The sequence below is a fragment of the Rhodococcus sp. NPDC059969 genome (genome assembly GCF_042738325.1).
Classification (GTDB): Bacteria; Actinomycetota; Actinomycetes; order Mycobacteriales; family Mycobacteriaceae; genus Rhodococcus_F.
The window spans coordinates 170,593-189,387 of the sequence record NZ_JBHWUF010000005.1 but is presented as its reverse complement, the minus strand read 5'-3'; the positions used below and the strand labels follow the sequence as shown (position 1 = coordinate 189,387).

The following is an 18,795-nucleotide window of genomic DNA, read 5'->3' as shown; positions in this document are numbered from 1 at the left end:
GTCACGAATAACGCTGTCACAGGCTGCGATCCGCAATTAGTTGCGGATCGCAGCCTGTTTTCGTGTACGGGTTCCGTACGCCGACCGTTGGTGCTTATCGTGGAAGGGAGGTTTCCGGATCACGAATCGTGGGTTTCACCGTGCACGAGCTGTCTATTGCGCAGAGTGTGGTCGAAGCCGTGTGTGAGCGTGCCGGCGAGCGACGAGTATCGAGCGTGCGGCTGGAAGTAGGGCAACTCTGCGCGGTGGTTCCACACTCCCTGTTGTTCTGCTTCGACGTCGTCACTGCGGGTACTCACGCCGAAGGTGCCAGCTTGCACATCGATCAGATTGCAACCAGCGCGCGATGCAAAAGCTGCGGCGTGACGTTCTCGCCGCCCGACATGTTCTTGCTGTGTGAATGCGGCAGTGCTGATGTCGAGGTGCTTGCCGGCCGAGAGTTGCGGATCCTGTCGATGGAAGTGAGCTGAGCATGTGCGCGACGTGTGGGTGCGGGGACACCACAGGACCCCGGGTGTCGGTAGTCGCAGACGGAGAACACGAGCAGGAACAGGGTCATGGTCACGGTCACGGGTATGACCATGAGCACAGCCACCCCGACCACACTGTGATTCTCGAGCAGCAGGTGCTTGCCAAGAACGACGGCATTGCCCTGCACAATCGTGAGTGGATGCGGGCGCGCGGAATCACGGCGCTCAACATCATGAGTTCGCCCGGCGCGGGGAAGACGACGTTGCTGGCGCGAACGATCCGCGAACTCGAACGGCAACGACCTGTCGCAGTGATCGAAGGTGACCAGGAAACCCGCCTCGATGCCGAACGGATTCGCGAGACCGGTGCGTCGGTGGTCCAGGTGAACACCGGGGCCGGTTGTCACCTCGACGCGGAGATGGTCGACCGCGCACTACGCGCCCTGGACCCCGCAGACGAGTCGCTGCTTCTGATCGAAAACGTCGGAAACCTGGTGTGCCCCGCGCTCTTCGACCTGGGCGAGGAAGGCAAGGTTGTCCTAATTTCGACACCGGAGGGGGATAACAAGCCGAAAAAGTACCCGCACATCTTTGCCGTCGCGGACCTGGTCGTGATCAACAAGATCGACTTGCTCCCATACGTCGAGTTCGACGTCGGTGCCTGTGTCGCACAGGCGAAAATCCTCAATCCTGCTGTGCGCGTGGTTGTTTTATCTGCGACGACAGGTGAGGGCATGGACGAGTGGTACGAGTGGATCGGTAGTCGTTCGGCGATTTCTCCGGTGGCCGTTGACAACTGATCTGCTCGGGTAGTTAATGAAATGAGTGGGTGCCACGCAAGTGGGCCGAGGTTCGACTCCGGTGGCGTCAGCGTTTCGGTGCCGCGGCAATTCGAGGCCACAGAGTTTTGAGGCCATAGCGTGTCAGGCCGGTGGCGGCGCCGAGAATCAGGCGCAAGTGCACCCGTGAAAGCGGCTGACATGGACACACAAAAATCGACTGCTGGCACCACGGCGGAACCTGCCTCCGAAAGCGCAGCTACCCCCGCAAGCGCAGCGGCCAAAGCGGAAGAAACTCTGATCCACGTGCTGTGGATCAATGCCGGGCTCAGTTGCGACGGTGATTCGGTGGCGCTGACTGCCGCCACGCAACCCAGTATCGAGGAGATTGCGCTCGGTGCGTTGCCCGGCCTGCCTCAGGTAGCGGTTCATTGGCCGCTCATCGACTTCGAATGCGGACCGCAGGGTGGCGCTGACGATTTCCTGGAGTGGTTCTGGAAAGCCGACCGGGGAGAACTGGAACCCTTTGTTCTTGTTGTCGAAGGATCGATACCGAACGAGAAACTTCACGACGAAGGGTACTGGTGTGGTTTCGGGAACAATCGCGAAACCGGCCAACCGGTCACCACGAGCGAATGGCTCGACAAGCTGGCACCGAAAGCCACTGCGGTAGTTGCTGTCGGCACGTGTGCGACATACGGCGGAATACATGCGATGGCCGGCAATCCGACGGGTGCGATGGGTGTGCCGGACTATCTCGGGTGGACCTGGAAATCGAAGGCGGGCATCCCGATCGTGTGCGTTCCCGGGTGTCCCATTCAGCCGGACAACCTCTCCGAGACCCTGACCTATCTTCTGTACATGGCCACTGACCAGGCGCCGATGATTCCCTTGGACGAATCCCTGCGCCCGCAGTGGCTTTTCGGTGCCACCGTTCACGAAGGCTGTGACCGTGGCGGATACTACGAACAGGGCGAGTTCGCGACGGAGTACGGGTCACCGAAGTGCATCGTCAAACTCGGGTGTTGGGGACCGGTCGTGAAATGCAATGTCCCCAAACGCGGTTGGATCAACGGAGTTGGCGGGTGTCCCAACGTCGGCGGGATCTGTATCGGGTGCACGATGCCGGGGTTCCCCGACAAGTTCATGCCGTTCATGGATGAACCGCCCGGCGGCAAACTCTCCACCAATGCGGTGGGAATGTACGGGTCCGTGATTCACAGTCTGCGCCGGATCACCGGTCACACGTTGGACAAGGAACCGCACTGGCGCGAGCGCGGGTCGAAGTTGCTCACCGGTGCAACGCGTACGTGGTGACCGACCGGATACATTCAAATCAGTTCGTGAGCAACGTCTCTGGGAGGCACTGCAATGACGGCCATCGTTCCCGAACCCACCTCGACTGCGGACCGCGACGGTCTAGTCGAGATGGCGTGGGACCCTATCACCCGAATCGTCGGCAGTCTGGGCATCTACACCAAGATCGACTTCGCCAATCGCGAAGTGGTGGAGTGCCACAGCACGTCGTCGATTTTTCGTGGGTATTCCCTCTTTATGAAGGGGAAGGACCCGCGCGACGCGCATTTCATCACCAGTCGTATCTGCGGCATCTGCGGTGACAATCACGCCACGTGCTCGTGCTACGCACAGAACATGGCGTACGGCGTCAAGCCGCCGCATCTGGGCGAGTGGATCGTCAATCTCGGCGAGGCCGCCGAGTACATGTTCGACCACAACATCTTTCAAGAGAATCTGGTCGCAGTCGATTACTGCGAGAAGATGGTCTCCGAAACGAATCCCGGTGTGCTGGCGCAGGCAGAGAACACGCGCTGCCCGCACGAGGATCAGCATGGTTATCGCACGATCGCCGACATCATGCGGACCCTCAATCCGTTCACGGGTGAGTTCTATCGGGAGGCGCTGCAAGTCTCGCGTTCGACCCGTGAAATGTTCTGCCTGATGGAGGGTAGGCACGTCCACCCGTCGACGCTCTATCCCGGTGGCGTCGGCACGGTCGCGACGATCGAACTGATGACGGACTACATGTCGAGGCTGATGCGGTACGTCGAATTCATGAAGAAGGTCGTGCCCATGCACGACGACCTGTTCGACTTCTTCTACGAGGCGCTGCCTGGTTACGAAAAGGTAGGACTGCGGCGGACCCTGCTGGGTTGTTGGGGTTCGTTCCAAGACCCCGAGTACTGCAATTTCTCGTACAAGGACATGACCGACTGGGGCCGGAAGATGTTTGTCACTCCCGGTGTTGTTGTCGACGGCAAGCTGGTCACAACAGATCTGGTGGACATCAACCTCGGTATCCGAATCATGCTGGGCTCCTCGTATTACGAGGACTGGAGTGATCAGGAGATGTTCGTCAAAACCGATCCGCTGGGTAACCCGGTCGATCGCAGGCACCCGTGGAACCAACACACCAACCCCCACCCGCAGAAGCGGAACCTCGAGGACAAGTACAGCTGGGTCATGTCTCCGCGATGGTTCGACGGAAAAGACAATCTCGCTCTGGACACCGGCGGGGGAGCATTGGCTCGTCTGTGGAGCACCGCTCTTGCCGGCCTGGTCGACATCGGATACCTCGAGTCGACCGGACACAGTGTGAAGATCAATCTTCCGAAAACAGCGTTGAAGGGTCCGGTCTCGCTGGAGTGGAACATTCCAGAACACGGCAGCAACACTCTCGAAAGGAACCGTGCGCGAACCTATTTCCAGGCGTACGCAGCGGCTGCTGCCCTTCATTTCGCCGAGAAGGCGCTTGTCGAGATCCGGGCCGGCCGCACCAAGACGTGGGAGTCGTTCGAGGTCCCGGACGAGGGTATCGGCTGCGGATTCACCGAAGCCGTCCGCGGAGTTCTCTCACATCACATGGTGATTCGTGACGGAAAGATCGCGAACTATCACCCGTACCCACCGACGCCGTGGAACGCGAGCCCGCGCGACAGCTACGGAACCCCCGGTCCGTACGAGGATGCCGTGCAGGGTCAGCCGATCTTCGAGGAGAACGATCGAGATCACTTCAAGGGCATCGACATCATGCGGACCGTGCGCAGTTTCGATCCCTGTCTGCCGTGCGGCGTCCACATGTACCTCGGCGGCGGTAAGACCCTGGAGAAGTTGCACTCGCCGACGCAGTCCGTGACCGGGGAGTGATCGATGGAACAATCGGCCGACTACTGGCGCGGAGCAGGTGAGCGTATCGAGACGTTGTTGCAGGCCAATGCCGGTGCAGGCCCGGTGGCCAAAGATCGCGCCGAGCAACTGGTGCGTGAGGTCGTGCAGTTGTACGGCGCAGCACTCGAACGCACCGTCGCGCTGGCGGATCCGGCCACGATGGATGCGATGGTTCGCGACGATCTGGTGTCCAGCCTGCTACTGGTGCACGGACTTCACCCGCACGACGTGGAGACCCGCGTCCGCACTGCGCTCGACAGCGTCCGTCCGTACCTCGGTTCGCATGGCGGCGACGTCGAACTGATCGAGGTGGCGGGCGGCGTGGTGCGACTACGGCTTCTCGGGAGCTGTAACAGCTGTCCTTCGTCCTCGGTCACCCTCGAAACCGCCGTTCAGGATGCGGTGCAGGCGGCGGCACCCGAGACCACCGGAATAGACGTCGAAACACCCGACCCGCACGAGGTGAAGTCGGGTGTGATCTCGGTCGAGTCCCTGTTCTCGCACGTACACGCCGACGGGGGAGGTGCGCACTGGGTGGAGGTCCCCGAATTCGCCGAAGTCGACGTGGGCGAGGTCGCGGGGTTCCGGGTATCGGGCACCGATCTGTTGGTCTGTCGCTCCGGTGACGATCTGTACGCGTATCGCGACCATTGCCCAGTGTGTGAGCACTCGATGGCGGGGGCTGTGCTCGAACGCATGATGGGTCGACCTGCCCGAGACGCCGCCGTCCTCACCTGTCCGACGTGCGCTGCTCACTTCAGTGTGTACGGAGCGGGAGCGCGGGTAGGCACCGGCTCCGAGCACCTGGCGCCTGTGCCGGTGTTGATTCGCGACGGGGTGCTCTCGGTCGCGCTTGCTGACGATTCAGCGATACCGGTGACCTAGCCGTGAACGCAGCCCGGTCATGAAAGTCACTGTGGGAGAGGTGCTCACACGAATCGCCTCGACGCGTGCCGTTCCGACCGGACCGCGGTGTGAGATGTGTGCGGCGGGCATAGGCGACGAACACCAACACGTCGTGGACGTACAGGTTCGGAGCCTGATGTGCGTGTGCCGTCCCTGCTATCTACTTTTTGCGCCGGTCGACGCGGACCTTCGATACAAGGCGGTTCCCGATCGGTATCTCGAATTTCCGAACTTCGACCTCGGACCTGGACGGTGGGAGTCTCTGGAAATCCCCGTCGGCCTGGCATTCTTCTTTCGAAACTCACTCCTCGACAAGTACATAGTCTTCTACCCGGGGCCGGCCGGAGCTACCGAATCCGAGTTGCCCATCGACTCGTTCGAGACTGTGCTCGCGGAGAATCCGGGGCTTTCGCAGATGCGGGCCGACGTCGAGGCGTTGATCGTGTCGGTGCCCACGTCAGGACAATCGCCGAGATGCTTTGTTGTTCCCATCGACGCCTGTTACGAACTGGTGGGACGATTGCGCACCGTGTGGCGTGGATTCGACGGTGGCCAGGATGCCGCACGCGCAGTGGACGAGTTCTTCGGGCGCGTCGAGGCGCGAAGCAGGTCGGCATGACTGTTCTCGACTTCTCGGTCGACGACGTGGAGGTGGAACCGTACGCGGTTACGCCGAATCTGACGGTGAGATTGAGGATGTCGGAATCCACCGGCGCGACCGTCCGTGCGGTGGCTCTGCGCGCGCAGGTTCGAATCGAACCGCACCGCCGGCCGTACTCAGACGCGGAAGGCGAAGGTCTGCGCGATCTCTTCGGTCCGCGGGAGCGTTGGTCGAGTACTCTGCGCACCTTCCTGTGGATGGAATGCTCCACGGTCGTTCAAGGATTCACCGGAACCACGGTCGCGGCCTTACCCATGGCGTGTACGTACGACTTCTCGGTGACGGCGTCGAAGTACCTGCACGCACTCGGTGACGGAACGATTCCGATCGTGGTTCTACTGAGCGGAACCGTATTCACCGACGGGCAGCGCGGTTTCTCGGTCCAGCAGATCCCGTGGGACAGATCTGCTGCCTACGAATTGTCGGTCGACGTGTGGAAACAGCTGATGGCCACGCATTATCCGGCCTCTGGTTGGGTACGCCTCGACCATGAGACGATTGCCGATCTCGTGCGATTCAAGGCAGCTCACGGCCTCACGGACCTCGATTCAGCCGTGCGTCAGTTGCTGACGGCGAGCCAGGTGCAGCGATGACCCGAACGGAGATGGATCACGACGTTCGGGCCGTGGCCGACGCTGTCCTGTACGAGGGCTATCTTCTCTATCCTTACCGGGCAGGCTCGGCGAAGAACCAATCCCGTTGGCAGTTCGGGGTTCTCGGACCGCCAGGTGCCGCCGAGGTCGGAGTCGGCGAGGAACCGTCGATGTCCGCGCAATGCCTGCTCGGCGAATTCGAGGGGAGGGGCCCTGCTGCCGACCCCGTCGAAGTGACTGCGAGTGTGAGATTTCTGCATCACCAGTCGCGGACGGTAGAACGACTCGGTGCCGGCGGCGCGTGGATCCCGGTCGATCGGTTGGTAGTCGACGAGCGCGAGTCGATCTCGTGGGACGAAGCCACCGAATCCGAGATCGTGTTGGGTCCGTGGGGTCTGGACGAGCTCGAGGCCGGCGTCGAAGAAACCTTCTGTGCGGCGGGGGTTGTCGACGGAGAGACTTTGTCGGACTCTCGGGGCAGGGTGGTCGGACGGATCGTTCGGACGAGGCTTCCGGTGAATGGCTTCTTGGCAGTGAGCGCCTCCGCCGGGGGCGGACGCACGGTGATTTCCGTGAAGATCATGAACGCCACGAGCGTCGACGCAAGGGACAAGGGCACGGCCACGGCGCAATCGATGCTCGGCACTCACGTCATTGTGAACTGCACAGGCTCGAGGTTCCTGTCGTTGTTCGAAGACGCAGATCACTCGGAGTCGCTGCGGCAAAATCGATGTTATCCGGTGCTTGCGGGGACCGAGGACCCCGCTCACCCTGGTACGTCGCCCACCGTTCTGGTGTCACCGATCATCTTGTACGACTTTCCCGAGATTGCGCCGCAGAGCGAGGGATCTCTCTTCGATTCGACAGAGATCGACGAAATTCTCACCCTGAGAATCCTCGCCATGACCGACGAGGAAAAGGCGCGGGCGCGGGCAACCGACTCCAAAGCTGCCGACATCATCGACCGATGTGAGCGCTTGACGGACGATGATCTAGCCGGCCTGCACGGTGTGCTGCGAGATCCGCACGCCGGTTCTGATCTGATACCCGAGGTGCCTGACGGCGTGGACTGGTGGACCCCGGAAGCCGACACCAGTGTTCAACCACGCACCGACGCAGTTCTGATCAACGGCGTCCGCGTCTGTGGTGGAAGTACAGTTCGGCTTCACCCCTCACGTCGCGCCGATGCTCAGGACCTGTTCTTCGACGGCCGGATCGCCCACGTCGCCACCATTCATGAAGACGTGGACGGCGACATTCATGTTGGGGTGACACTCTTGGACGATCCGGCCGCCGATCTGCACAACTGGTACGGCCGCTACCTGTACTTCGCGCCGGACGAGATAGAGCCGATGCCGCGAGACAGCGCGAGTTGACGTACTTCAGAGCTATCGGACTTCACAGCTATCGAGAGGAGAACTCGCCATGAGGAACATGGGATTGCTGTCGACGGCACTTCTCGGCGCCACCGCGATCGCAGCCGCGGTCGTTCTGGTGGTGTCGATGCCGGACATCCAGCGCTATCTGCGAATGCGAAAGATGTAAAACGCTGTGCGCGTGCTGATTGCAGGTGTCGGAAACATATTTCTCGAAGACGACGGATTCGGCCCCGAAGTTGTTCGAGCGCTGCAGCATGAGATTCTCCCGTCGGGAGCTCGCTTGGTCGACTACGGGATTCGAGGCGTGCATCTGGCCTACGACTTGTTGGAGTCGTGGGACGCGCTGGTGCTGATCGACGCCTTACCGGTGACCGGAGTCCCGGGGAAGCTCGCGATCATCGAAGTGGACCCCGAAAGTGAAGGTCCGCAAGGAGGTTTCGACGCGCACTCGATGCATCCGAGTTCGGTGTTCGCCAGTCTGCAGGCCCTCGGCGGAACACTCCCGCGGACGTTCGTGGTGGGGGCACACGCGAAATCGACTGGCGACGGAATCGGATTGAGTGCAGAGATGCGTGATTCGGTCGGGCAAGCCGCCTCTGCGGTGATGGCACTCGTCCGGTCGATCGACGTGGATTGTGATGCCACCACATTGGGGCCGGAGGTGTGAGTCATGTGTCTGGGGATTCCGGGACGGGTACGCGAACTACTGGACGGATACGGCGGTCAACTCGCCCTCGTCGACGTGGAAGGTGCACCACGCAAGGTCAACATCGGAATGCTCGACGAAGGCGCCGTCACGGCAGGTGACTGGGTGGTGATCCACATGGGCTTTGCAGTCGAGAAGGTCGACGAGCAGGGAGCACGCCGCGCTCGGGCCGGCCTCGAACTGATGGGCCGTGGTGATCATGACGGTGAGATCGACGACTCCGATACTCGTACGGGCGAGGTCGGGACATGATGATCGCCTGCCGTGTCATCGTTCGTGGCGTAGTCCAGGGGGTGGGATTCCGGCCGTTCGTTCATGCGATTGCCACCGAGCTGGGACTCTCGGGTTCGGTGGGAAATTCTGCGCTCGGTGTCGTGATCGACGTCGAAGGCGACGGAGAGGCAATCGATGCATTTGTCGCTCGGGTGCGCAACCGCCCCCCGCCGCTGGCCCGGGTGGAGTCGGTAGAGCGCGAGGACTCGCGGCCGGTAGGTCGTCAGGGGTTTTGCATGATCGAGACGGATGCAGGGTCGGTCGGGCGAACCTTGGCGCCGGCCGACGTCGGGATCTGCGACGATTGCCTCCGCGAACTGACCGATCCGAGCGATCGACGATTTCGTCATCCCTTCATCACCTGTACCAATTGTGGTCCACGATTCACGATCATCGAGTCGCTGCCCTACGACCGGGCCGCCACGACGATGAAACGGTTCCCGTTGTGCGCGACCTGTGCGGCGGAGTACGTGGATCCCTCGGACCGGCGGTTTCACGCGCAACCGATTGCCTGCCCGGAGTGCGGTCCGACGCTCTCATTCGTGGAACGGGGCACGGACGAGGTGAGCGGCGAGGCCGCACTGCTACGAGCCCGATCGCTACTACGAGACGGGAAGATTCTTGCTGTCAAGGGGATTGGAGGGTTCCACCTGGCCTGCGATGCCCACGATGGTCGCGTGGTCAACGAATTGCGTGAACGCAAGCATCGAGCAAGCAAGCCGCTGGCGGTGATGGTGCGAGATGTGCGAGAAGCCGGAGAGCTGGGTGCGGTCGGGGATGCCGAGTCCGATGCCATGTCCTCGCGCGAGCGTCCGATAGTGCTGGTTGCCAAAGCGTCTGGCTATGCGCTTTCGCCCTCGGTTGCGCCCGGAATTCCGGATATCGGAATCATGCTGGCCTACAACCCGATTCAGCATCTTCTTCTGGGTTTGGCCGGAGATGCTGCGGGCCCGGCGGTGTTGGTCATGACATCGGCGAACATCGGTGGAGAGCCGATTCTGTACTCCGACAACGATCTCGATCGATTGGGCGACTTGGCCGACGGGGTATTGACCCACAACCGTCCGATCTTGATTCCGTGTGACGACTCGGTGATGCGAATAGTGGACAGCCGACGACAGTTGCTTCGTCGCTCGCGCGGATATGCTCCGCTGCCCGTCACCGCGCCGTTCGACGTACCGCCTACCTTGGCGGTCGGGGCCGACCTGAAGAACACCTTCTGTCTTGCAGAGGGCGGATATGTGTGGCCGAGTCAGCACATCGGAGACATGGGCGACCTTGCTGTTATCGACAGTTTTGCTGCGTCGGAGAGTCACTTCGAATCGATCACGGGAGTAGTACCGCACCAGATTGCCTGTGACGAGCATCCGCGGTATCACTCGTCCTCGTGGGCTCGCAGTCGTAGTGGTGACCGACCGGTGCGGGTCGTCGGGCATCACCACGCACATGTGGCTTCCGTGATGGGGGAGCACGTCCGGGACGGGAGCGAACCAGTTCTCGGAATAGCGTTCGACGGCACCGGTTACGGGGCGGACGGCGCAGTGTGGGGAGGGGAACTACTGCTGGCGACGTACAAGGGTTATCGCCGTCTCGCGCATCTGGGATACGTACCGCTGCCCGGTGGCGATGCCGGAGTGGAACGGCCGTACCGAATGGCGCTCGCCCACCTGTGGCATGCGGGGTTGGACTGGGAATCCGACCTCGCGCCCGTGGCAGCCTGTCCGCCCCGAGAGCAGTCGGTCCTACTTCATCAGTTGGAGACCGGTTTCGGGTGTGTGGACACCTCCAGCATGGGGCGGTTGTTCGACGCAGTCTCCTCACTGACCGGGGTCCGGCAGCGGGTCGACTACGAAGCGCAGGCTGCCATCGAGTTGGAGGGGGTTTCCAGGGGAGTCGACAGCGCCGGTTCGCGGTACACCTTCGACGAGGTGCAGTCGGACGACGATTCGTGGACAGCAGATCCGCGGTCGGTCATTCGGGCTGTTGCCCGCGATCTCCGGGAGAAGGTGCCCGCCGAAGTGATCGGCGCCCGTTTTCACGAATCCGTAGCGCACCTGGTGCTCGAGTGGGCAATTCGTGGTCGGGAATTGGCGGGAGTGGACGAGGTAGTACTCACCGGAGGTGTCTTCCAGAACCCTCTCCTGCTCGTTCGGGCGTGTGCTCTGCTCGGAGCCGCTGGATTCATGCCGCTGACAGGACTGGAGTTGCCACCGAACGACGGCGGTCTCGCCTACGGCCAAGTGCTGGTCGGGAGTTCGTCATGAGGTCAGGAGTTGTGCCATGTGCCTAGCCGTACCGGGACGTATCGAGTCCCTGGAGGAACGCGACGGAACGACGATGTCGGTGGTGAACTTCGGTGGCGTCCGAAAAGAAGTGTGCCTCGAGTACATTCCGGGCGCCCAAGTCGGCGAGTACGTCGTGGTGCACGTCGGATTTGCCATCCAGCGACTCGACGAGGAATCCGCTCGCAGCACGCTGGCGGAATTCGAGCACCTCGGTGTACTCGAAGAGGAATTCGGTGACGGGTTCGAAAGGGCTGCCCGGGCCGCGGGGATCGAACCGAAGGAGAAAGAATCATGAAGTATCTGGACGAGTTCTCCGATCCGGAACTGGCCAGCAAACTGCTGGATCAGATCCGCGCACTGGCCACACGGCGATGGGCGATCATGGAAGTGTGTGGTGGTCAGACACATTCGATCATCAGACACGGCATCGATCAACTACTTCCGCAACAGATCGAGATGATCCACGGACCCGGATGCCCGGTCTGCGTCACCCCGCTCGAGATCATCGACAAAGCTCTCGAAATCGCGGCAAGACCCGATGTCATTTTCTGCTCCTTCGGGGACATGTTGCGAGTTCCGGGGAGTTCGTCGGATCTGTTCCGGATCAAGAGCGCCGGCGGCGACGTGCGCGTGGTGTACTCACCGTTGGATGCTCTGACTGTTGCCAAGGAGAATCCGGACCGGCAAGTGGTGTTCTTCGGGATCGGATTCGAGACCACCGCGCCGGCCAACGCCATGACCGTCTATCAGGCCAATCGCCTGGGTATCGAGAACTTCTCGCTACTCGTCTCGCATGTTCTGGTCCCGCCGGCGATGGCCGCGATTATGGACTCGCCAGAGTGCCGCGTGCAGGCATTTCTGGCGGCCGGGCATGTGTGCAGTGTGATGGGAACGTCGGAGTACCCGGCGCTGGCCGAGAAGTACAAGGTCCCGATCGTCGTCACCGGATTCGAGCCACTGGATCTGCTGGAGGGCATCAGAAAGACGGTGCTGCAGTTGGAATCGGGTCGATACGAGGTCGAAAATGCCTACGCCCGTGCCGTCACGGCCGAGGGCAACACCGCAGCGAAGGCGATGCTCGAGGACGTGTTCGCGGTGTCGGATCGGACCTGGCGCGGCATCGGATCGATCCCGGACAGCGGTTGGCAGTTGGCACCGAAGTATGCGTATTTTGATGCCGAAGAGCGTTTTTCGGTGACCGATATCCATACTGACGAGTCGAGTGTCTGCCGTTCCGGAGAAGTGTTGCAAGGTTTGATCAAGCCACACGAGTGCAGTGCCTTCGGGAAGGAATGCACTCCGCGGAATCCGCTCGGTGCCACGATGGTGTCGTCCGAGGGGGCATGCGCTGCGTACTACCTGTACCGGCGCCTGGAACTTCAGGAGGCGGGTCATGCCGGCTGAGGAGACCGCTGTCGTGGACTTGTCGGCGTGGGTCTGCCCACTGCCGCTGCGTGATTCGCCGAATATCGTCATGGGGCACGGTGGTGGGGGAGCGATGTCCGCCGAGCTCATCGAGCATCTGTTCCTGCCCTCGTTCGGAAGCGCTGCCGATGCAGAACTCGGTGACTCGGCCGTATTCGACGTCGGCGGGGTCCGGCTCGCCTTCTCGACCGACTCGTACGTAGTGAAACCCATGGTGTTTCCCGGTGGAACGATCGGTGACCTTGCTGTCAACGGAACGGTGAACGACCTGGCGATGGCGGGAGCGCAGCCATTGGTGATGTCGACGGCATTCATCCTCGAGGAAGGGACTGCGCTGACCGACATCGCGGGAATCGCGAAGGCACTCGGGCAGGCCGCGCACGTTGCCGGCGTCCGACTGGTGACAGGTGATACCAAGGTTGTCGATGCCGGTCACGGCGACGGAGTCTTCATCAACACCGCGGGAATCGGGATTGTCGCCGATGGTGTGGACATCAATCCCACCCGCGCACAAGAAGGTGACGTCGTGATAGTCAGCGGCGACATCGGCGTTCATGGAGTGGCCGTGATGAGTTGTCGTGAAGGTCTCGAATTCGGGACCGAGGTGCGCAGTGATTGCGCTTCCTTGAACGGCGTGGTCGCCGACATGATTGCCACAGGCGTCGACATCCATGTCTTGCGCGACCCTACCCGGGGCGGAGTTGCCGCGACCCTCAACGAGATCGCTCAGGCGTCGAACATCGGGATTGCGCTGGTGGAGCGAGATCTTCCGATTCCCGCCGACGTGCGCGATGCCTGTGGGCTACTCGGCTTGGATCCGTTGTACGTCGCAAACGAGGGCAAGTTGATCGCTTTTGTTCCACGCGAAGATGCCGACCGAGTTCTGGAAGCGATGCGCGCCAATCCACTGAGTATGGGAGCTGCCGTGATCGGGGAGTGCGTGGCCGAACATCGCGGAATGGTGGTGGCGCGAACAGCATTGGGAGGCAATCGGGTAGTGGATTTGCCGGCGGGTGAACAACTTCCGCGGATTTGCTGATGACTGCCGTCGATATGGACGGGCCGGCGTTGTTTGCTCGTTACGCGTATCCGCCGAACGAGTTGGGTTACTGCGGACCCGACGATCCTTCAGTGCTGCTACGACAGGCCCACGGCATCTCGGCGAGTGGCGACCGTGACCGCGCTCGTCAATTCGACGGTGCGTGGCCGTACCTCGAGGCCTTGGCCGTAAGTGCGGGCATCGACGACCCCCTGGATTCGCGAGTGATCGAAGCCTATTGGGTGGGAGGTGATCTCCTCGACTCTCTCGATTCGGGGAAGTTGTTGCAGCACCTGAGGACGGCCTTCGGTAAACGCGAGAACACCGGGTTCCTCCCCGTCCTCGGGGATCGGGACCGCGCGCTCGCTCACCACAGCTTTCACGTACTTCTGGTGTATCCGTGGGTCAAACTGCTTCGGAAGCGCGGTGAGGTCCCACTGTCGGTCCTCCAGAATTGCCGGATCAGATGGGGAGTGGTCGAGGACGTCGGCGAAGAGCACGCATTGGTGATTTCCTCCCCGCTCGAGTTCGACGGTGAGAAACTCGCACACGGCACGCCGGTAGCGCAGCGAGTGCGATGGAGCGTAGACGGCCGCTCACTCGCGGCGACGCCAGTTCCGGGTGCCGTGGTGACGATGCACTGGGATTGGCTGTGCGACAGCATCACTGCCGAGCAGTCACTGGCGTTGGATGCCGCGGAAGACTCGGCATTGCAGATCGCGAACCAGATGCTGTCGACCGATAGTTGATCGTTGGTTCCTCTCCCGGACGGAGGCTACGGTGAATTGGAACAACGCGGTACCGGACAGCGCAGTGTGGTTGGCAGAGGCCTTCGCGATCACGGTTGTGGCTCTCGTGATCGCCGGACTGCTACTTGGCCGGTACACCCGCTGGGGCAACCAGTTTCGTCGAATGGCATGGCCCTACTTCGATCCCCAGCGCACAGTCCTTCCACTGTTGATTCTCGCGTCACTGCTGTTGCTGACGATTTTCGGTGTCCGCGTGACAGTGTTGTTCTCGTACTGGTACAAGGATTTCTACGACGCCATCCAAAACCTCGACGAGACCGCTTTCTGGCACTACCTGCGAGTGTTCGCGATTTTGGCAGCAGTCCACGTCGTGAGTTCCCTGGTCGTCTACCTGGTGGGCCAAACACTCGATATCAGCTGGCGCAGTTGGCTCAATGACACACTGACCGACGATTGGCTCGACGGCCGCGCCTACTATCGCGGAAATTTCTTGGAGAACCCGGTCGACAATCCGGATCAACGTATTCAGGCAGACATAACCGCGTTCGTCACGTCGTCCCGCACGTTGTCCATGGGCGCCGTCGCCGCAATGGTGTCGATCGTCAGCTTCACCAAGATCCTGTGGGATCTGTCCGGGCCTTTGACTGTTTTCGGTGCCGAGATTCCGCGAGCGATGATCTTTCTCGTCTACATCTACGTGTTGGTGACCACGGCACTCGCATTCTGGATCGGCCGGCCTTTGATCATGCTGAACTTCTTGAACGAGAAATTCGGCGCCACCTTCCGGTACGCGTTGGTTCGACTACGGGAATACGGCGAAAGCATTGCCTTCTATCGCGGAGAGAACGTCGAACGACGCACGCTCGGACTACGATTTGCCGCAGTGATCCGCAATATGTGGGCGATCGTCTTCCGGACGCTCAAATTCAGTGGCTTCAATCTGGCAGTGGATCAGACAGCGGTGGTGTTTCCGTTTCTGGTCCAGGGATCTCGATTGTTCAGCGGGCAGATCACTTTCGGCGACGTGATGCAAACTGCTCAAGCATTCGGCCAGGTGCACAATTCGTTGTCGTTCTTTCGAGAGTCCTATGCCGATTTTGCAAGTTTCCGGGCCACACTGATCCGTTTGACCGGGCTCGCCGATGCCAATCGGCGTGCTCGCGCACTTCCCGTGCTCGACGCGTTCTCCTCTGGCAGTCATTTGGTTGTTCGGGGACTCGACGTGCGCACGCCGGGTGGCGAGGCATTGATCTCCGAACTCGACTTGTCACTGGGGCCCGGCGATGCACTGCTGGTGAAGGGTCCGTCGGGTAGCGGCAAAACCACGCTGCTCCGCAGCATCGCGCAGTTGTGGCCGTACACAAACGGTTCCGTGACCACCCCGGTCGGAGACGTCCTGTTCCTCTCACAACGGCCGTACCTACCTTTGGGTTCTCTGCGCGCGGGTTTGGCATATCCGGACCAGTTGCCCTCAGGTCAGCCGAACACCGGGCGCTCGAGCTTCGACGACCGCAGGCTCCACGACGCGCTCGCCGAAGTGCACCTCGCTCATTTGATCGGTCGACTCGACGAGGCTGCTGATTGGACTCGAATTCTGTCGCCGGGTGAACAACAACGGTTGGCGTTCGCCCGAGTCCTCCTGATCCGACCGCGAACCGCATTTCTCGACGAGGCGACATCCGGAATCGACGAAGGCCTCGAGTACACGCTCTACGACATCCTTCGCCGTGAACTGCCCGACAGCATCATTGTCAGCGTCGGCCATCGCAGTACTCTCGACGTTTTTCACAACCGACAACTCGAACTGCGCGGTGCGGGACACTGGACTCTCACTGATCACGAAGGCTGAAAAAACTTTCGGCGGTCGGATTCTTGCGACAGGCTTCGGCTGGGTTACCCGCCGCGCCGCGATCGATCGAAGACACCGACCGTCACGAGGTCGAAGGGTTGCGGAAGTCGTTTGTGCGCTGGAGCACCCAGGCCGCAATCCTGGTCCGCGAGCCGTACCCCAGTTTGTTCAGTATGTGATCGACGTGGCCGTCGACAGTGCGCTGAGAAATGACCAGCTTGTCCGCGATTGCTCGGTTGGTCAGGCCCTGTGCGACGAGTTCGGCCACCTGCTGCTCCCGCGGAGTCAGCATTTCGTCGGCCGCCGATTTTGGTGATCCTCCGGGCGGTTGCTCTCTCAGCGCGCCGGCCGCTGCGTCGTCGAGAGTCAGAGCTCGACCATGATCGAATGCTGTTTGAAACACCCTGTCTCCGAGCCGGTTACGAGCCTCGGTCACGCTGTTTTCGTGGTACGGGACCATGCTCCTGAAGGTGTCCATCGGGCTGCCCGTGGCGGTGAACAGCGTGTCGGCAGCTCCCATCAGTGTGGCTGCCAGCTTCGCGTCCCGGTCGACAAGCGTCCACGCGATTTCCTCGAGGCACCATGCACATCCGAACTGGTTACCCAGCCCTCGCAGCAATCGGAGAGAATCTTCGAGTAGCTCGATACCGCGAGCGTGGTTGCCACGACGCCACAGGGCGGATCCGTAGTCCGACATCGCCATCGACCGCCACAAGATTTCGCCGCGCGATTCGGTGAGGGCCAACTCCTCCTCGTAAATGTTTGCAGCCCGGTCGGTTTCGCCGAGTGCGTCGACGACGAAGGCGAACCAGTAGAGCGCGGGTACCAGACGGGCGATGTCGTCGTTTGCCCGGAATGTTGCGACAGCCTGCTCGAGGTACTCGGCACCGCGCACGAGATCGCCGTCGGCGACCGCGACGAATCCGAGCGTGTACCGCGCCAGTATGCGACCGTCGTCATTCCGCTGCATCTCGGCCTGTCGCCGAGCCTCTTCGGCAATGCTTGTCGCTGAAGCGATATCTCGTTGGAGGGCTGCCAGCAGTGCGCCTGTCGCGGCGGCCTCGACTACCGCTTCACCGATTGTGCCCTCGGTCAGTTCGGGCACCTCGGCCAGGGCGCGACCCAACCAGTAGCGACCTTCGTTGAATCGACCACGTGCAAGCCAGTAATCATGCAAAGCGCTTGCGGTACGCAATGTGGCTTCGACCGAGTCGGGTTCGGTCAGACCGAATTCCAACGCGGTGCGCACGTTGGGTAAGTCGCGGTCGATCCGCGTCATCCAGTCGATTTGGTGCGGCCCCGTCCAGTCGACTCCGGCGCGGAAGACGAGTTGCCTGAACCACTCACTGTGCCTGCGCTGCAGCGAGACCCACTCGTCGACTGACACCAGTTCACGCCCGTAGTCGCGAAGAGTCTCGAGTAGGCGGTAGCGTACGTACGAGCCGTTTTGTTCACGGATGAGGATCGACTTGTCGACAAGGGACATCACGAGATCGCCCAAGTCGTCGTTCTGTGCTTCGTCGGCGAGAATTCCTTCGACGGACCCGAGATCGAAGCTACCCGCGAATACGCTCGAGTTCGCCCACAACGACTTCTCCGGCGGCGTACACAGATCGAAGCTCCAGTCGATGCTCTGTGCAAGCGTTTGTTGACGCGCTGGAGCGTTCCGGCTGCCCCGCGTCAGCAGTTGGAAGCGGTCGTCGAGTTTTTGCAGGATCTGATCGACCGACATCGCCCTCAGTCGGGCAGCCGCCAACTCGATCGGCAGCGGTAGTCCCTCCAACCGGCGGACGATCTTCTCCACAGCCGCGCTGTTCTCGCTGGTGATGCGGAAGTCCGTCACGGAGGAACGTGCCCGCTGCTCGAACAGCATCATCGCATCACCATCACGGGTGTCGGTTGGCGACGGCGCCTCGGTGGGAAATCGCAGAGGCGGCACCCGTAATACCATCTCGCCGGGAATGTCGAGCGGTTCTCGGCTGGTCGCCAGAAGTGCCAATCGGGCACAGCACCGGAGAAGTTCGGCGGCGGTGTCGGCCACCCAGCCGATGAGGTGTTCGCAATTGTCCAGAACAAGCAGGACACGTTCGTCGACGAGACGGCCGATCAGTACCGATCGCGGTGACCGCGTAGATCGGTCTTGTACTCCGAGTGCGGCAAGAATCGTCTGATCGAGAAGTGCCGGCTCCCGCAGTTCGCTGAAGTCGACGAACCAGACGCCCCCGGGGAACGCACGGGAGGAATCATCGGCGGCACGGAGCGCCAAGCGGGTTTTGCCGACCCCACCCAGGCCCGTAAGGGTCACGAGCCGGTAGTCCGACAGCAGGCGCCGGACTTCTTTGGCCTCGGACCGACGACCGACGAAACTGCTCAGTTCGATCGGTAGGTTTCCTCGTTTTGCCGCCATGAGAATCGCGCCGAATTTGTATGTGCTGAGTGGATTGACCCCACACAGTGTACGCGGAATCGCGTGTGTGAAATCTGTCAACGCACCA

18 protein-coding genes are annotated in these 18,795 nt (G+C 61.4%); 17 read left to right on the top strand and 1 reads right to left on the bottom strand.

The features are described from left to right. Window positions 1-140: 140 nt before the first annotated feature. The 17 genes from hypA (at window position 141) to ACFWAD_RS16620 (ending at window position 16,300) form a co-directional block, all read left to right on the top strand. Window positions 141-470 carry a hydrogenase maturation nickel metallochaperone HypA gene (gene hypA, locus ACFWAD_RS16700; protein WP_283303994.1) on the top strand — a complete coding sequence of 110 codons (330 nt, stop codon included), beginning with the start codon at window positions 141-143 and terminating at the stop codon, window positions 468-470. Window positions 471-472: 2 nt separating this feature from the next. Then, a complete protein-coding gene (gene hypB, locus ACFWAD_RS16695) occupies window positions 473-1,270 on the top strand; it encodes a hydrogenase nickel incorporation protein HypB (protein ID WP_378545697.1) in 798 nt (265 codons plus the stop codon). Window positions 1,271-1,450: 180 nt separating this feature from the next. After that, entirely contained in the window at window positions 1,451-2,566 is a 1,116-nt protein-coding gene (locus ACFWAD_RS16690) for a NiFe hydrogenase small subunit (RefSeq protein ID WP_007735073.1), read from the top strand. A 54-nt stretch (window positions 2,567-2,620) separates the two neighbouring features. Continuing rightward, a complete protein-coding gene (locus tag ACFWAD_RS16685; RefSeq protein ID WP_378449941.1) occupies window positions 2,621-4,414 on the top strand; it encodes a nickel-dependent hydrogenase large subunit in 1,794 nt (597 codons plus the stop codon). A 3-nt stretch (window positions 4,415-4,417) separates the two neighbouring features. Continuing rightward, window positions 4,418-5,320: a NifU family protein gene (locus tag ACFWAD_RS16680; RefSeq protein ID WP_378545693.1), complete on the top strand. Its 903-nt coding sequence runs from the start codon at window positions 4,418-4,420 to the stop codon at window positions 5,318-5,320. Window positions 5,321-5,339: 19 nt separating this feature from the next. Next, window positions 5,340-5,960 carry a DUF5947 family protein gene (locus tag ACFWAD_RS16675; RefSeq protein ID WP_378545690.1) on the top strand — a complete coding sequence of 207 codons (621 nt, stop codon included), beginning with the start codon at window positions 5,340-5,342 and terminating at the stop codon, window positions 5,958-5,960. Next, window positions 5,957-6,595 carry a DUF6084 family protein gene (locus ACFWAD_RS16670; RefSeq protein WP_378545687.1) on the top strand — a complete coding sequence of 213 codons (639 nt, stop codon included), beginning with the start codon at window positions 5,957-5,959 and terminating at the stop codon, window positions 6,593-6,595. Before ACFWAD_RS16675 ends, ACFWAD_RS16670 begins: the two co-directional genes overlap by 4 nt. Further along, entirely contained in the window at window positions 6,592-7,971 is a 1,380-nt protein-coding gene (locus tag ACFWAD_RS16665; protein WP_378545684.1) for a hypothetical protein, read from the top strand. Before ACFWAD_RS16670 ends, ACFWAD_RS16665 begins: the two co-directional genes overlap by 4 nt. A 49-nt stretch (window positions 7,972-8,020) precedes the next feature. Continuing rightward, window positions 8,021-8,140 (top strand): DUF6893 family small protein, encoded by a 120-nt coding sequence (locus tag ACFWAD_RS16660; protein ID WP_374227973.1) that lies wholly within the window; start codon window positions 8,021-8,023, stop codon window positions 8,138-8,140. A gap of 6 nt (window positions 8,141-8,146) precedes the next feature. Next, window positions 8,147-8,641, top strand: coding sequence for a hydrogenase maturation protease (locus tag ACFWAD_RS16655; protein WP_378449936.1), 495 nt, complete (start codon window positions 8,147-8,149; stop codon window positions 8,639-8,641). 3 nt (window positions 8,642-8,644) lie between these two features. Continuing rightward, window positions 8,645-8,932 (top strand): HypC/HybG/HupF family hydrogenase formation chaperone, encoded by a 288-nt coding sequence (locus ACFWAD_RS16650; RefSeq protein ID WP_378449935.1) that lies wholly within the window; start codon window positions 8,645-8,647, stop codon window positions 8,930-8,932. Continuing rightward, window positions 8,929-11,217, top strand: a complete 2,289-nt coding sequence (gene hypF, locus ACFWAD_RS16645) for a carbamoyltransferase HypF (protein ID WP_378545681.1) — start codon at window positions 8,929-8,931, stop codon at window positions 11,215-11,217. Before ACFWAD_RS16650 ends, hypF begins: the two co-directional genes overlap by 4 nt. Window positions 11,218-11,233: 16 nt before the next feature. Beyond that, complete coding sequence (locus ACFWAD_RS16640) at window positions 11,234-11,533, top strand: HypC/HybG/HupF family hydrogenase formation chaperone (protein ID WP_030535597.1); 300 nt, start codon at window positions 11,234-11,236, stop codon at window positions 11,531-11,533. Beyond that, on the top strand, window positions 11,530-12,642 hold the full coding sequence (hypD, locus tag ACFWAD_RS16635; protein WP_378545678.1) for a hydrogenase formation protein HypD: 1,113 nt from the start codon (window positions 11,530-11,532) through the stop codon (window positions 12,640-12,642). The genes ACFWAD_RS16640 and hypD overlap by 4 nt, the downstream gene beginning before the upstream one ends. After that, window positions 12,632-13,702 carry a hydrogenase expression/formation protein HypE gene (gene hypE / locus ACFWAD_RS16630; RefSeq protein WP_378545675.1) on the top strand — a complete coding sequence of 357 codons (1,071 nt, stop codon included), beginning with the start codon at window positions 12,632-12,634 and terminating at the stop codon, window positions 13,700-13,702. Before hypD ends, hypE begins: the two co-directional genes overlap by 11 nt. Continuing rightward, entirely contained in the window at window positions 13,702-14,451 is a 750-nt protein-coding gene (locus tag ACFWAD_RS16625; protein WP_378545672.1) for a DUF6390 family protein, read from the top strand. Before hypE ends, ACFWAD_RS16625 begins: the two co-directional genes overlap by 1 nt. Before the next feature lie 31 nt (window positions 14,452-14,482). Next, window positions 14,483-16,300: an ABC transporter ATP-binding protein/permease gene (locus tag ACFWAD_RS16620; protein WP_378545669.1), complete on the top strand. Its 1,818-nt coding sequence runs from the start codon at window positions 14,483-14,485 to the stop codon at window positions 16,298-16,300. Window positions 16,301-16,382: 82 nt separating this feature from the next. On the opposite strand, the gene ACFWAD_RS16615 is transcribed toward ACFWAD_RS16620, so the two are convergent. Beyond that, window positions 16,383-18,707 carry an ATP-binding protein gene (locus ACFWAD_RS16615; RefSeq protein WP_378545666.1) on the bottom strand — a complete coding sequence of 775 codons (2,325 nt, stop codon included), beginning with the start codon at window positions 18,705-18,707 and terminating at the stop codon, window positions 16,383-16,385. Window positions 18,708-18,795 lie beyond the last annotated feature (88 nt).

What these genes read in the sequence shown, in the direction of transcription:
- hypB (WP_378545697.1), top strand. Translation starts at nt 473, where the DNA reads ATGTGCGCGACGTGTGGGTGCGGGGACACCACAGGACCCCGGGTGTCG.
- ACFWAD_RS16690 (WP_007735073.1), top strand. Translation starts at nt 1,451, where the DNA reads ATGGACACACAAAAATCGACTGCTGGCACCACGGCGGAACCTGCCTCC.
- ACFWAD_RS16685 (WP_378449941.1), top strand. Translation starts at nt 2,621, where the DNA reads ATGACGGCCATCGTTCCCGAACCCACCTCGACTGCGGACCGCGACGGT.
- ACFWAD_RS16680 (WP_378545693.1), top strand. Translation starts at nt 4,418, where the DNA reads ATGGAACAATCGGCCGACTACTGGCGCGGAGCAGGTGAGCGTATCGAG.
- ACFWAD_RS16675 (WP_378545690.1), top strand. Translation starts at nt 5,340, where the DNA reads ATGAAAGTCACTGTGGGAGAGGTGCTCACACGAATCGCCTCGACGCGT.
- ACFWAD_RS16670 (WP_378545687.1), top strand. Translation starts at nt 5,957, where the DNA reads ATGACTGTTCTCGACTTCTCGGTCGACGACGTGGAGGTGGAACCGTAC.
- ACFWAD_RS16665 (WP_378545684.1), top strand. Translation starts at nt 6,592, where the DNA reads ATGACCCGAACGGAGATGGATCACGACGTTCGGGCCGTGGCCGACGCT.
- ACFWAD_RS16660 (WP_374227973.1), top strand. Translation starts at nt 8,021, where the DNA reads ATGAGGAACATGGGATTGCTGTCGACGGCACTTCTCGGCGCCACCGCG.
- ACFWAD_RS16650 (WP_378449935.1), top strand. Translation starts at nt 8,645, where the DNA reads ATGTGTCTGGGGATTCCGGGACGGGTACGCGAACTACTGGACGGATAC.
- hypF (WP_378545681.1), top strand. Translation starts at nt 8,929, where the DNA reads ATGATGATCGCCTGCCGTGTCATCGTTCGTGGCGTAGTCCAGGGGGTG.
- ACFWAD_RS16640 (WP_030535597.1), top strand. Translation starts at nt 11,234, where the DNA reads ATGTGCCTAGCCGTACCGGGACGTATCGAGTCCCTGGAGGAACGCGAC.
- hypD (WP_378545678.1), top strand. Translation starts at nt 11,530, where the DNA reads ATGAAGTATCTGGACGAGTTCTCCGATCCGGAACTGGCCAGCAAACTG.
- hypE (WP_378545675.1), top strand. Translation starts at nt 12,632, where the DNA reads ATGCCGGCTGAGGAGACCGCTGTCGTGGACTTGTCGGCGTGGGTCTGC.
- ACFWAD_RS16625 (WP_378545672.1), top strand. Translation starts at nt 13,702, where the DNA reads ATGACTGCCGTCGATATGGACGGGCCGGCGTTGTTTGCTCGTTACGCG.
- ACFWAD_RS16615 (WP_378545666.1), bottom strand. Translation starts at nt 18,707, where the DNA reads ATGGCGGCAAAACGAGGAAACCTACCGATCGAACTGAGCAGTTTCGTC.